The following is a 12,785-nucleotide window of genomic DNA, read 5'->3' on the forward strand; positions in this document are numbered from 1 at the left end:
TTAAACTGTGGATTGGTGACCAGTGCGTTCGATGGCAGTTACGGTCCCGACTCGAGCAGCCCATCGACAGCGCTGGCGATCGCCGGGCGACTGTCTTCGGAGACTTCGACGAGCGGCGGCCGGACGGCGTCGGTGGGGATCACGCCACGGTGCTCGAGGGCAGCCTTCGTCGCCGGCGCGAAGCCATAGCTGACACAGGCGTCGAACAGTGGGGCGATGGCGTCCTGTAACGCCTCGCCACGAGGCTCGTCGAACGTCTCGTACAGGTCGCCGTACGCCTCGGGCGCGACGTTCGACAGGGCGTTCAGCCCGCCGTCAGCGCCCATTCGGAGTGCGGGGACGAGCAGGGCGTCGTAGCCCTGCAGCATGCAGAAGTCGTCGGGCGTCTGGCGCATGACCGACAGGAAGTACTCGAGGTCGCCACTCGAGTCCTTCAGGCCGACGATGTTGTCGTGGGTCGCGACGGTCGCGAGGGTCTCGGGCTCGAGTCGCCCGCCGGTACAGACCGGGATGTTGTAGAGCAACACAGGGAGTGGAGAGCGATCTGCGACCTCCTCGAGGAACTGCTGGTTCCCGGTGGGATCGTTTGCCGTGTGGAAGTACGGCGGTGTGACGACGATGGCGTCGGCACCGACGTCGGCGGCGTCGGCGGCGTATGCGAGGACGTCGGAACGGCTCGTCGCGGCTGCCCCCGCGAGCACCGGCACCTCGCCGCCGACGTGTTCGACTGCGAGTTCGTGGACGCGGCGGCGTTCCTCGCGCGTGAGACTGGCGAACTCGCCCGTCGTCCCACAGGGAAAGACGCCGTCGATATCGTGCTCGAGGAGATGCTCGAGGACATCGCCGAACGCGTCGTCGTCGACCGCGCCCGCGTCGTCGAACGGCGTAACAACCGGACAGGTGATGCCCTGTAGTGCGTGTTGTAGGTCCATACCATGGTGATTTCGCGGCGACTGCAAAAACATACCTGCTCGCCGGTATACTATCGGACGGAACTGTGTGAAGATTCTCGCCACCCCGTGGCGGCGAGAATCTTTCACGACTTCCGTCCGGCAGTCTTACTCGAGGCCCAGCCCCTGCGACATCGAGTTACCCGCGCGTGGCACGCCTTTGACGGTCACCGTCTCGCCAGTCATAAACGACGCGGCGGGACTCGAGAGGAACTGAACGACGTCGGCGATCTCCTCGGGGTGGCCGATACGGCGATCGGTCTTCTCGCGTGGTGGCATGGATTCGCTGTCGATACCGAGCGTCTCGGCAACGCCGGGCGTCTGGATTAGACCGGGTGCGATACAGTTGACGCGGATGCCATCGTCGGCCCACTCGACGGCCAGCGTCTCGGTCAGCCGAATAATCGCCGCCTTCGACGCGCCGTAATGGCTCTCGCCGGGGGCGGCGTGTTGGCCGTTGACACTCGAAAGGGTGATGATAACGCCACCATCGCCCTCGCGCATGACCTCGCCGGCGAGTTGGGTGCAGTGGACAGTGCTCGTGAGGTTGAGATCGAGGATCGTCTCCCAGCCGTTCGCCGAGATATCCTCGAAGTTGGCGACGAACTCGCCGCCGGCGTTGGTGACGAGGATATCGATATCGCCGAACGCCTCGACGGTCTCGTCGACGAGCCGTTGGACCTGCTCTCGGTCGCGAACGTTACATTCGACGGCGAGTGCCTCGCCCGTGTTCTCGGCGTCGTTGATTCCCTCAGCCACCGGGCCGATACGATCCATCGAGCGCGAGCAGATCGCCACGTTCGCCCCGCTCGCCGCGAGCGTCTCTGCGATCGCTCGACCGATTCCTTGGCTTGCGCCAGTGACGATCGCAGTCTCACCTGCCACGCTGTAATCCGATTCGTGCATTATGCTAACTCATCGCCACCACGGTATAATGTTACCGATAGTTGAGAATATCGTGAATACCTATACGACGTTTCCGAAACACTCTCTGTAGGAAAACAATGGTTATTTCGGCTGAGTGCCACTGGCCAACGCATTCAACCGCCAGCTCTCGATCAGTAGTTGACTGTCGCGACAACCCCGATTCGGCGACGAGGCAAACCGCAGGATCGGTCAGAACTGGTTCGCTCTCGAGTGTCTTGACGGAACGCACTCGATCGTCCTGCTCACGTAAAGTTTCCAGCCGATCCAAGCGGCGAGACGATCAGTGATAATAGAGACGACGACTCCAGTTCTCAGCTCTCGTCTGCGGTCCCAGAGATTAAAATTCGCCAGTTTCTTCGCTCGATTCGCGGCCAGTTACTCCCCTAACTGCGCTTGCCACTCCTGGACTTTCGCGATCAACTCGACCGGCGGCGTCGTGTTCACGTCGATTCCCTCGAGGTCCTCGAGCACGGCCTTCGTCTCGGGATCGATCGACTCGCTGCCCTCGCCTGACTCGCCGCCATCAGTGTTCGCCGGGCCGCGGAACTGACCGCTCGAGACATCGAACACCGCCTGCACGGGTTCGCTCGAGGCCCCACCTTTCGCTTCGATGGCTTTCTCCTCGCGTAGGCGTTCTAACACGTCCCTCGAGCGGTCGACGACGGGGTCGGGCACGCCGGCGAGGTCGGCGACGTGAATGCCATACGAGCGGTCGGTCGGGCCGTCCCGAACGGTGCGAAGGAAGGTAACGTCGCCGTCGCGTTCGTCCGCGGCGATGTGGACGTTGGCGACGCGGGGCAGGTTCTCGGCGAGGCCGGTCAGTTCGTGGTAGTGAGTCGCAAACAGCGTCTTCGCTTGCACTTCGTTGTGGAGATACTCCGTCGCGGCCCACGCGATCGAGATGCCGTCGTAGGTCGCGGTGCCACGGCCGACCTCGTCCAGAATGACCAGTGACTCGTCGGTCGCCGTGTGGAGGATGTTCGAGAGTTCGCTCATCTCGACCATGAACGTCGAGCGGCCCTGTGCGAGTTCGTCGAGCGCACCCACGCGGGTGAAGATGCCATCAACGAGGCCGATCTCGGCGTCCTTGGCGGGAACGAAACTGCCGACCTGTGCGAGCAGGACGATACAGGCCACCTGGCGCATGTACGTCGACTTCCCGGACATGTTGGGGCCGGTGACGACCAGAAAGCCCCGCTCCTCGTCGAGTCGAACGTCGTTCGGAACGAACTCCGTCGTCTGCTCGACGACGGGGTGGCGGCCCTGCTCGATCTCGAGGCGATCCCCACCGTGGAGGTCGGGCTGAACCCACCGGTTTTCGGCTGCGTGCGTCGCCAGACTGGCCAGCGCGTCGACAGTCGCGAGCGTCCGGCCGACGTCCTGGAGCAGTTCGGCGTGGGCGGCGACGTCCTCACGGAGGTCCTCGAAGAGGTCGTACTCGAGGTCGCCGCGTTGCTCCTCGAGGCGCAGGATCTCGCGTTCTTTCTCCTCGAGTTCGTCGGTCGTGAACCGTTTGGAGTTTTTCAGCGTCTTGATCTGCTCGTAGTGGTCGGGGACGCCGTCGGCGGCGGACTTGCCGACCTGGATGTAGTAGCCGTCGGTCTTGTTGCGGTCGACCGTGACGTGAGCGAGACCGTGGGTTTGCTTTTCGCGGTCTGCAAGCGTCTCGAGCCACTCGATGACCTCATCGTGGCGCTCGATGAGCCCGTCGAGTTCCTCGTCGTACCCGTACTGGAAGAGCCCACCTTGTGTCACCGTCGACGGCGGCTCCTCGGCGATTGCCGCTGCGAGTGCGTCCTGTAGCTCCCGCGCGGCATCGCGGTCGGGTCGGTCGACGATTTCGGCGAGCGGCGAGGCCGCGAGATCGGGACTCGAGGCGATAGCCTCGGCGAGTTCGGGAAGGACGGCCAGCGTGTCCCGAACCGAGAGGAAATCCCGCGCGTCCGCGCTGCCGTGGGTCGCCTTCGAGGCCAGTCGTGCCAAATCGTACGCCTCGCTCAGCACGTCCTGAATCTGATCGCGGGCGAGTGGGGCCGAGGCCAGTGCCGCGACGCTTTCCTGGCGTCGCTCGAGGACCGAAAGCGAACGGCGAGGTCGCTGGAGCCACTCTTTCAGGCGGCGGCCGCCGGCGCTAGTCTCGGTGTGGTCGATCGTCTCGAACAGCGAGCCGTCGCTGTCGCCCTGCATCGTCTCGGTCAACTCGAGGTTGCGCTGGGTCGTCGCATCGAGGGTGACGTGATCGTCGCCGTGGTGGGCCTGAATGCGGGTCATCGAGGCGAGGACACCCGTGCCGGTCTCCTCGACGTAGTCGAGAATCGCTCCGGCGGCCGAAATCGTCGACTCGCCAACCGAGAGTCGATCGACCGTCTCTCGGCCGAACTGCTCGCGAGCGGTGTGGGCCGCTCGTTTCGGGGCGAAACTCTCGGTCTCGTGGAGTGTCAGCGCCGCGTCGGTGCGCTCGCGAATCAGGCTTAGCAGGTCGTCGTCGGTTCGCGTCTCGGGGCCGGGCAACACCTCGACCGGGTCGAATCGGTACAGTTCCGTCAGCGCGTCGTCGGCGTCGTCGGCCTCCGTGACGAGAAAGCGGCCGGTGGTCACGTCGGCAACGGCGAGCCCGTAGGCGTCCGAGCCACTGCCGTCGACTACTGCAGCGAGATACTGTGCGTCGGCGTCGGTCGTCTCGAGGAGCGTGCCGGGCGTGACGACGCGGACGATCTCGCGTGCGTGGCCGTCGTCGGTCTCGTACTGGTCGGCGACGGCGACGCGGTAGCCGCGTTCGACCAGCGCCTTGAGATACGGCGTGAGATCGGCGAGTGGAACGCCGGCCATCGGGTACGACGAGCCGTGGGAAGACTTCTTGGACACCTTGAGATCGAGTTCGTCGCTGACGGTCTCGGCATCCTCGCCGAAGAACTCGTAGAAGTCACCACACTGCATCGCCAGCAACTCGGCGTCCGTCTGCTCTTTGAGTGAAAAGAACTCCCCGACGATTCCCGTCGCCTCTGTCATACCCGGTGACTGTCCTTCCATCGCTAAAACCCTGCGGGATCCGCGATGGACAGGTGACTGGGAGGTTGGCCGCGATGACAGTCATCGATGGGGCTACGGAGGACTATTACGCTCCTCGACCTAGAGGCTGGTATCCCATAATGGCTGCTCCCCGCGACCACCGCGTCCTCATCCCGGTCGATGTCCTCGGTGGCGAATCCGTTCCCGCGACAGTCATCGATGCGTTCGCATCTGTTCCGATCGTCTTGCTCGGCTATCGCGAACTACCCGACCAGACCGGGACGGATCAGGCCCGTGACCAGTACGGCACGCGTGCTCGAGCCGAACTCGAGGAACTTCACACCGCGTTCGAAGACGCCGGCTGTCTCGACGTCAGTTCGCGGCTCGTCTTCACCCACGATCGCCTGCAGACGTTCGAACGCATCGCAGTCGAAGCGTCGTGTGATGCAGTCTTGCTGCTCAACCCGGCCCCCGTACTCGAGTCGGTACTCGTCGCGATCCGCGGGGAGGTCAACCTCGAGCATATTGCGCTGCATCTCGAGACGCTGCTTGCTGGCACCGAGCTTACGGTGACGTTCTTTCACGTCGTCGCCGACGAGACGGATCGTGAGCGTGGCACCGAACTCCTCGATGCCGCCGTCGACGCGCTGGCCGACACCGGCGTCGACCGCGACCGGATTGACCGCTCGCTCGTGGTCGACGGCTCACCGACGGCGGCGATTCTCGAGGCCGCGAGCGAGCACGATCTGCTCGTCGTCGGCGAGAGTCGGCCGTCGATTCGGCGGTTCATTTTCAGAGATCGGGCCAAAACGCTGGCGAAGGGGACGGTCGATCCGGTGCTCGTGATTCGTGGAGAGTATCTCGAGGCCGATGACACCGAGCTCACGGTCGACGACACTGAGCTCCCGATCGGCGACGAGACGGACACGTCAACAGCCGACGATGTAGACGACCCTGACAACGAGTCCTGAACGCGCTCGAGGCCACGTCTCGCGGGTCACTGGCCAACATACCCCCGAAGTCGGTCAAGAGTCGTCGACGTCGGACGGTGACGGCTGATCGGCGGCGTCCGCCGTGTCATCGCGGTCTGCTGTGTTCCGGACGACGAGCACCGGGCCGACCGACTCGGCGGCGACGCGTTCGGTCTCCTCGCCGAAAATGAGCGAGCGAAGCGACGGCGCTCGCTCGCCCATAACGATCGCGTCGTGGTCGGCGGCGGCGTCGACGAGCGCCTCGAGTGGCGGTTCGTCGACCGCGAGTTCGGTTCGGACGTGGAGTCCCGCATCGAAGAGAGTCACGGCGGCCGCCTCGAGGGACTCCTGACCGGCGTGTTCGTCGTCGGTTGCCAGAAAGAGCGTGACACCGATATCGCGGTCGCCGACCAGTTCGGTGACGAACGAGACGATCCGATCGACGGCGACGTCGCCCGTCAGGGCCACGAGCAGTTGATCGACCGGCCCGGTTGTGCCCGGGATGGCGTAGGCATCCGATCGCATCTCCGCGGCGACCCGATCGAACGTCTGTTTTTTGTTGTGGGTGAAGACGAGCCGATAGTCGGCAGTGCCCTCGTCGGCTCCGAACTCCGCCGCGAGGTCCTCGAGTGCATCGGTTGCTCGATCTTCGAACTGCAGCCGCGCCTGATCGGGCGGCGTCTGTTCGGGCAGGACGTGATAGCCGAGTACAGTCACGTACATCGGCTCGAGCAACGTCGTGAGCCCGGCCGAGACCGATTCACCCTCGAGGATCGCCAGTGGAACGAGTATGCGTGTCATTACAGTTTCCCCTTGAGCGTCACGTCTCGGGCGTAGTAGAAATACCACCCGGCGGTGACGAGCATGATCGCGAGGCCGATGAGCTGTGAGGCGGGCTGCATGAACCCGATTAGGGCGAAGCTAGCGAGTGCCCCGAGCGCCGGGACGATGGGATAGCCCGGCACCCGAAAGTCGGGGTCGTACCAGTCGGGCTCGTTGCGACGCAGCGCGATCAGCGCAACGCAGATGAGCCCGTACATGATGAGATGCAGGAAGGAGGCGACTTCAGCGAGCAGTTCCACCTGCCCGGTCGCGGTCAAAACGAGGATCGGCCCGCCGGCCATCCCCAGTGCGACGTGTGGCGTGCCGTAGCGAAGGTTGATCCGGCTCGCCCGTTTCGGCAACAGGGCGTCCCTCGAGACGGCGTAGATCGAGCGGGACGTGCTCAGTACCGATGCATTGGCGCTCGACATCGTCGCGAGCAGGCCACCGAAGACGATCGCGAACGCGCCGGCCGCACCGAGATAGTGGCGACCGACCTCGACCATCGCCGTCTCGCCGAGTTCCGCGAGGCGTTCGCTCCCGAGCGCGCTCGTCGCGACGAAGATCGTCACCACGTAGAGCACGCCGACGATGATCACCGAGCCGACCATCGCCAGCGGCAGGTTCCGGCCGGGATCTTTCATCTCGCCGGCGACGGTCGCCACCTGTGCGAAGCCGAGATACGACGTGAACACGAGCGCGGCCGTCGTCAGGATGGGCATCGTCCCGAACGGCGCGAACTGCTCGGGTGCGGATGGGTCGCCGACGATTCCCGCCGCATCGAGGCCGCCGTAGCCGAGGAAGACGACCAGAATCGAGAGCAACAGGGCGACGATCCCGTTCTGGAGTTTCGCCGCGTTCTCGGTTCCGGTGACGTTCAACACGGTAAAGCCCGCACCGAACAGCACCGCGATCGGGATCACGAGCTCGTTTCCGACCGCGATCCCGAGTTCGGCGAGCGTGTCGACGGCATAGAAGCCAAAGCCGACGAGATAGAAGGCCGTCGCGAACACCAGCCCGAACCACAGCGAGAGCCCGACGACGGCTCCCGCGAGCGTGCCCAGCCCGCGCGAGATGAAGTAGTAGCCGCCGCCGCTCTTTGGCATCGCCGTCGCGAGTTCCGACGCTGGTAACGCGACGAGCAACGCGACGACGGCTCCGATCGCAAACGACGCTGCCGCAGCCGGGCCGGCGTTGCCCGCCGCAAGCCCGGGGAAGACGAAGATACCCGCACCGATCATCGTCCCGATCCCGATCGCGAGCCCGCCAGTGAGCCCGATCGTTCGCTCGAGTTCGGCGTCGTCAGTGATCGTCGCCTCATCTGTTTCGATCGTCGGCTCGACCTGCGGCGACTCGCCTTCGATGTTGGTCCCGTCAGTCGACGGCGACGTATCACCCATACTGGCCGTGATTCACGCCGGGCCTATATTGTTACTGTTGACTACAGGCGGGGGGAAACAGTTGCCGCCGTCGTCGACGATCAGAACAGGACCCCACCGAGTGGCACGTCCGTCTCCGGCTCGACGAGGACCGGGTACCCCTCCTCGTCGGGGACGCCGACGGTCAACACCTCGGATTTGAAGCCGGCGACTCGGACCGAGCCGAGCGTCGTCGCACAGAGCACCTGTCTGCCCTCGAGATCGTCGGGCTCGTAATGATGGTCCAACTGTCCCGCCGACTGGACCTCGCCGTGGTCCTCGCCGAGGTCGATCCAGAGCTTGGTCATCTTGGGCTTGTTCGCCTCGGGGAACGCCTGCGCTTCCAGCACTTCGCCGACACGGATCTCCGTTTCAAACGGATTCTCGACCATGTATCATGGCACTGTATGCCACGAAAATGAGCCTTCCCGTTCCGGCATCCCGACCCAAAACGGCCTGCGGACCACCTTCACGCGAGCAGTTCGTCGGCCAGCAGCGCCAGACTGTCGTCGCCGTCGTCGGCCGCGGTCGGTATCGCGAGCATGACAGTCTCGATACCGACGGCCGCATACGCCTCGAGTCGCTCGCGAGCCGCCTCGGGGGTCCCCGTGGGAGCCGTCTCGAGATAGCCCGCAAGGAAGAACTCACGTGGCTCGCTGGGCTCGTCGGGCAGGACCTCACGTCGGAACTGCTCGCGCTTTCGTTCGGCCTCGGCAGTCGTCTCGCCGACGAAGACGAACAGTTCGGCGGATTTTCGGATCTCGTCGTAGCGCGCCTCGCTTTCGCAGTGCTCGCGGAGCACGTCGAGTTTCTCGGCGAATCCCTCGGGCTCGAGCGTCCCGTAGTTCCAGCCGTCGGCCAGTTCCGCCGCATACCGGAGGGTGAACTGCTCGCCGCCACCGCCGATCCAGATCGGCGGGTGGGGCTCCTGGACGGGCTGGGGCTCACAGAAGGCGTCCTCGAGGTCGACCTCGAGCTGTCGTCCCTCGTGGCTGTAGGTATCGTTCGTCCACAATCCCTGCAGGATTTCGACCGTCTCGGCGAGTCGGCGGAGTCGTTCGGCCGGCGGCTCCCGGAACTCGTAGCCAAAGCGGTCGTACTCGGCTTCGTACCAGCCCGCACCGAGGCCGAGTTCGAGTCGCCCGTCGCTTACGTGGTCGACCGTCGCGGCCATCTTCGCCAGCAACGCGGGATGACGATACGATTGGCTCGTGACGAGCGTCCCGAGTCGGATTCGGTCGGTCGCCTCGGCGATTGCACTGAGCGTCGTCCAGCACTCGTGGGTGGCTCGCCGTGGCTCGCCGATCCACGACTGGAAGTGGTCCTCGAGCCAGACGGCGTCGTAGCCACGCGATTCAGCCTCGAGGGCCGTCTCCCGAACCGTCTCGAAAGTGGTCCCGTACTGGGGGAGAATAATGCCGACGTCGAGTTCGGTTGCCGCCGCGGTTTCGATTCCACCTTCGGTCCCGGAAGCGGTCATTCGGTCACCTCACGATCGAGCGCCAGCACTCGCTCGGCGAGCGTCTCGGGATCGCTCGCGACGAGTTTCGTCATCGCTTCCTTCCCGACGTCGCCACGGTCGAGGACGGCGACCGGCGGCTCCGTCCGGCCCTCGAAGACCTGGCGTGCGCCCCAGCCCATCGTGCTCCCCTCCGCGTCTTTGGTTGGCTCCTCGTCCCGGTCGTACTCGGCGACCGGCCACTCGAGTGCCTCGAGTGCGTCTTCGACATCTGGTCCGAACCGGCAGTTGACCGCGAACCGGAGGTCAGGAACGAACTCGCGTGCCGACAGCAGGAATCGGGCGACGTGGCTCGAGGCGCCGAATCGAACGCCGCGATTGGGCTGAACCCCCGACAGCGTCCGCGTGATACGGCCCTCGACGGCCGCCGTCTCGGCGACGGACTCGGCATAGGGCGTTGCGCCGACGACGTTCATCCCGACTTCGGGAACGAGCGCGGAGACGTCGGCGTCAACGAGTCGGTCCACAATCGCCTGCACCGCTTCGGCCGTTGGCTCTCGGTGAGCGGCGTTTCGCAACTCGACCGTGTGGTTGACCGCGCCGGGGCCTTCTCCGACGTCGGCGTAGTAGCGCACCGCACGGGCGAGAAAGTCGGTCGCCCCCTCGACGGCGACCTCGAGCGGGTCGCCCTTCGCTAACCGGGCCGCAATGGCGGCGGCGAGCGTACAGCCGGAGCCGTGGGTTGCATCGGTGTCGATCCGCGGATGCTCGAACGCGCGGGTCCCATCGTCGGTGACGAGCAGGTCACGAACCGTCTCGCCAGGGACGTGGCCGCCTTTGAGCAACACCGCATCGACGCCCGTCTCGAGGATCGTCTCACCCGCCTCGCGAGCCGTCGCCTCGTCGGTGACATCGATCCCGGTCAGAACCGCGGCTTCGTCAGTGTTTGGCGTCGCAAGCGTCGCTTCTCCGAGTAGAGTCTCGTAGGCGTGTTCGGCTTCGGGCTCGAGCAGCCGGTCACCAGTGGTCGCAACCATCACGGGGTCGACGACCAGCGGGAACTCGAACGCTGTGGCGTGGTCGGCGACCGTTTCGACGATCTCAGTCGTCGCGAGCATCCCCGTCTTCGCCGCGCCGACGTCGAAATCGTCCGTGACAGCCTCGAGTTGGGCCTCGACTTCCGCTATCGGAAGGACGTGCGAGGACTCGACGCCGCGGGTGTGCTGGGCAGTAACGGCGGTGATCGCGGACGTCCCGAAGACGTCGTGGGCAGCCATCGTCGCGAGGTCGGCCTGAATCCCCGCGCCGCCACCGGAGTCGCTGCCGGCGATCGTCAGCGCCACGGGTCGGCTGTCGGGTGCGGGCGTTCTCATGTAAGAGAGTATTCCGCGGTTATACTAAGCGGTGATGGTCGGTCGGTCGGCGTCGGTCGCGCTGTCGCTTACGGTCGTTGCAGACAGCCGTGACAGTCCGGGAAACTGTGTTGTACCCCAAAGCGATATCGTTCGCTCGAGCAAACGGATATCATGGGAGATGTTGTCATCGTCCTGGACATGCTAAACGACTTCGTGACCGGCGAGATCGCCGCCGACCGCGCCGAGAACATCATTCCGACGCTCCGCGAGGAGTTGCTGCCAGCGGCGCGCGAACACAGCGTGCCGGTCGTCTACGCCAACGACGCGCATCGACCGGAGGACTTCGAACTCGAGGTCTGGGGCGAACATGCGATGCGCGGGACGGAGGGAGCCGCGGTGATTGACGACCTCGAGCCCGACGCCGACGACCACGTCTTCGAGAAGCGTTTTTACGACGCGTTCTTCGAGACGGGGCTCGACCAGCATCTCCGCAGTCTCGGCGTCGATCGGCTCGTGATAACCGGCCTCCATACGAACATGTGTGTCCGCCACACGTCCGCGACTGGGTTTTTCAACGGCTACGAGATCGTCGTCCCTGAGGATTGCACGGACGCGTTCACGGAAGACGAGTACGAGGACGGTCTCGACTACTTAGCGCGGGTCTACAACGCCGACCGCACGACCGCATCCGACCTCATCGAGGAGTGGAAAGCCAGCGAGTAGCCGTCGACGGAGCCGGAGTCGGCGTCACTCGTCGGCCTCGTCGGCCGCGTCGGCCAGTTCGGCGTAGGCGTCCCACGACGGATCGACGTCCGGATGCTCGAGTGCCTCGCCGTCGACGACCACGCCCGACCCGGACTCGACGCGCCCGATCTCGGCGACGACGGTTCCCCGATCCTCGAGTGCGTCGCGAACGGCGTCGACACCGCCGGGATCGACAGCGAGCAACAGCGAGCCGCTGCTGGTCGCCGCCCACGGGTCGATCTCGAGGGCCGCACAGACCTCCTGTACGCCGGGACGCATGGGGACGGCGTCACGGTCGATCGTGAACCGGGCGTCCGCGCCGGCGGCCATCTCGTTGAGTGCGCCGGCGAGGCCACCCTCGGTCACGTCGTGCATCGCCCTGACGGGACCGGCCGCGGCCGCAGTGAGCGCATCGCGAACGCAGTAAACCTCCTCGAGTCGGTCCTGTGCGTCGGCGACGACGTCGTCAGAGAGCTCGAGTTGATCGCCGAAGAGGGTACTCAGGAGACCGACGGACTCCACGGCGGGGCCGGTCGTCAGGAGCAGGCGGTCGCCCTCTCGTGCGCCGTCGGGGCGGACGATCGCGTCGTGGTCGCCGACGCCCATCGCGGTCGCCGCGCCGACCCACGGATGCGAGGGGTCCGAGTAGCGGGCGGTGTGGCCCGTAACGATGGCGACGCCGAGGTCGGCACACTCTTCGTGGATCGTTTCCCAGACCGTCGCGAACTCGTCGTCGGTCATCGTCTCGGGGAGGGTAAAACAGATCGAGAGATGAGACGGTGCGATCCCGCTGACTGCCACATCCGCGAGGATGAGATCGAGGGCGAACCGGGCTGCCCGCTCGAAGCCGAGCGCCGGCAGGATCGAGACGGGGTCGGTCGCGGTCACCAGTGCCTGCCCGTTGATATCGACGACGCCGAAGTCGACACCGTGTTGTGGGCCGACTGCGACGTCGCTGCGCTCCGCGCCGAGGTTCGGCGCGATGTGCCGGTCGAAGAACGAACGGTCGATTTTGCCGAGGTCGCTCACGCTCGAGAGATCAAACTGGGTGGGCTTAGCAGTGGTGGTCCTCGAGTCGTTCGCCGGAGAACGGCGAGCGCCGGCAGCAGAGAGCGATACCGGACATATCA

At 65.2% G+C, this 12,785-nt stretch carries 11 protein-coding genes; 2 read left to right on the forward strand and 9 right to left on the reverse strand.

Going from position 1 to position 12,785, the window contains the following annotated elements; translation table 11 throughout:
- Nucleotides 1-38: 38 nt before the first annotated feature.
- The 3 genes from C495_RS04460 to mutS all read right to left on the reverse strand — a co-directional run bounded on the left by C495_RS04460 (nucleotide 39) and on the right by mutS (nucleotide 4,886).
- On the reverse strand, nucleotides 39-932 hold the full coding sequence (locus C495_RS04460) for a dihydrodipicolinate synthase family protein (protein ID WP_008160408.1): 894 nt from the start codon (nucleotides 930-932) through the stop codon (nucleotides 39-41).
- Between the two features lie 126 nt (nucleotides 933-1,058).
- Nucleotides 1,059-1,856 (reverse strand): SDR family NAD(P)-dependent oxidoreductase, encoded by a 798-nt coding sequence (locus C495_RS04465; protein ID WP_008160411.1) that lies wholly within the window; start codon nucleotides 1,854-1,856, stop codon nucleotides 1,059-1,061.
- Between the two features lie 396 nt (nucleotides 1,857-2,252).
- Nucleotides 2,253-4,886, reverse strand: coding sequence for a DNA mismatch repair protein MutS (gene mutS / locus C495_RS04470; RefSeq protein ID WP_008160413.1), 2,634 nt, complete (start codon nucleotides 4,884-4,886; stop codon nucleotides 2,253-2,255).
- A 140-nt stretch (nucleotides 4,887-5,026) separates the two neighbouring features.
- On the opposite strand from mutS, the gene C495_RS04475 reads away from it, so the two are divergent.
- Nucleotides 5,027-5,857 (forward strand): universal stress protein, encoded by an 831-nt coding sequence (locus C495_RS04475; protein ID WP_008160415.1) that lies wholly within the window; start codon nucleotides 5,027-5,029, stop codon nucleotides 5,855-5,857.
- Nucleotides 5,858-5,911: 54 nt separating this feature from the next.
- Here C495_RS04475 and C495_RS04480 read toward each other — a convergent pair whose 3' ends face one another.
- The 5 genes from C495_RS04480 to thiD all read right to left on the reverse strand — a co-directional run bounded on the left by C495_RS04480 (nucleotide 5,912) and on the right by thiD (nucleotide 10,929).
- A complete protein-coding gene (locus C495_RS04480; protein ID WP_008160417.1) occupies nucleotides 5,912-6,658 on the reverse strand; it encodes a universal stress protein in 747 nt (248 codons plus the stop codon).
- Complete coding sequence (locus C495_RS04485; RefSeq protein ID WP_008160418.1) at nucleotides 6,658-8,079, reverse strand: APC family permease; 1,422 nt, start codon at nucleotides 8,077-8,079, stop codon at nucleotides 6,658-6,660. Before C495_RS04485 ends, C495_RS04480 begins: the two co-directional genes overlap by 1 nt.
- A gap of 80 nt (nucleotides 8,080-8,159) precedes the next feature.
- Entirely contained in the window at nucleotides 8,160-8,489 is a 330-nt protein-coding gene (locus C495_RS04490) for a tRNA-binding protein (RefSeq protein ID WP_008160420.1), read from the reverse strand.
- A gap of 77 nt (nucleotides 8,490-8,566) precedes the next feature.
- Nucleotides 8,567-9,577 (reverse strand): TIGR03560 family F420-dependent LLM class oxidoreductase, encoded by a 1,011-nt coding sequence (locus C495_RS04495; RefSeq protein ID WP_008160421.1) that lies wholly within the window; start codon nucleotides 9,575-9,577, stop codon nucleotides 8,567-8,569.
- Nucleotides 9,574-10,929, reverse strand: a complete 1,356-nt coding sequence (gene thiD, locus C495_RS04500) for a bifunctional hydroxymethylpyrimidine kinase/phosphomethylpyrimidine kinase (protein ID WP_049890139.1) — start codon at nucleotides 10,927-10,929, stop codon at nucleotides 9,574-9,576. Before thiD ends, C495_RS04495 begins: the two co-directional genes overlap by 4 nt.
- A 153-nt stretch (nucleotides 10,930-11,082) precedes the next feature.
- On the opposite strand from thiD, the gene C495_RS04505 reads away from it, so the two are divergent.
- Complete coding sequence (locus C495_RS04505) at nucleotides 11,083-11,634, forward strand: cysteine hydrolase family protein (protein ID WP_008160426.1); 552 nt, start codon at nucleotides 11,083-11,085, stop codon at nucleotides 11,632-11,634.
- A 24-nt stretch (nucleotides 11,635-11,658) separates the two neighbouring features.
- On the opposite strand, the gene C495_RS04510 is transcribed toward C495_RS04505, so the two are convergent.
- The gene (locus C495_RS04510; RefSeq protein WP_008160428.1) at nucleotides 11,659-12,684 is read right to left on the reverse strand and encodes an AIR synthase family protein; all 1,026 of its coding nucleotides are present in this window, start codon (nucleotides 12,682-12,684) and stop codon (nucleotides 11,659-11,661) included.
- Nucleotides 12,685-12,785: the final 101 nt, after the last annotated feature.

Origin of the sequence: Natronorubrum sulfidifaciens JCM 14089 (assembly GCF_000337735.1) — an archaeon.
Lineage (GTDB): Archaea > Halobacteriota > Halobacteria > Halobacteriales > Natrialbaceae > Natronorubrum > Natronorubrum sulfidifaciens.

Bases quoted from the DNA above. Each gene is read 5' to 3' on its own strand.
- C495_RS04475 (WP_008160415.1), top strand. From the start codon at position 5,027: ATGGCTGCTCCCCGCGACCACCGCGTCCTCATCCCGGTCGATGTCCTC.
- C495_RS04495 (WP_008160421.1), bottom strand. From the start codon at position 9,577: ATGACCGCTTCCGGGACCGAAGGTGGAATCGAAACCGCGGCGGCAACC.
- C495_RS04465 (WP_008160411.1), bottom strand. From the start codon at position 1,856: ATGCACGAATCGGATTACAGCGTGGCAGGTGAGACTGCGATCGTCACT.
- C495_RS04460 (WP_008160408.1), bottom strand. From the start codon at position 932: ATGGACCTACAACACGCACTACAGGGCATCACCTGTCCGGTTGTTACG.
- C495_RS04485 (WP_008160418.1), bottom strand. From the start codon at position 8,079: ATGGGTGATACGTCGCCGTCGACTGACGGGACCAACATCGAAGGCGAG.
- mutS (WP_008160413.1), bottom strand. From the start codon at position 4,886: ATGACAGAGGCGACGGGAATCGTCGGGGAGTTCTTTTCACTCAAAGAG.
- C495_RS04505 (WP_008160426.1), top strand. From the start codon at position 11,083: ATGGGAGATGTTGTCATCGTCCTGGACATGCTAAACGACTTCGTGACC.
- thiD (WP_049890139.1), bottom strand. From the start codon at position 10,929: ATGAGAACGCCCGCACCCGACAGCCGACCCGTGGCGCTGACGATCGCC.
- C495_RS04480 (WP_008160417.1), bottom strand. From the start codon at position 6,658: ATGACACGCATACTCGTTCCACTGGCGATCCTCGAGGGTGAATCGGTC.
- C495_RS04490 (WP_008160420.1), bottom strand. From the start codon at position 8,489: ATGGTCGAGAATCCGTTTGAAACGGAGATCCGTGTCGGCGAAGTGCTG.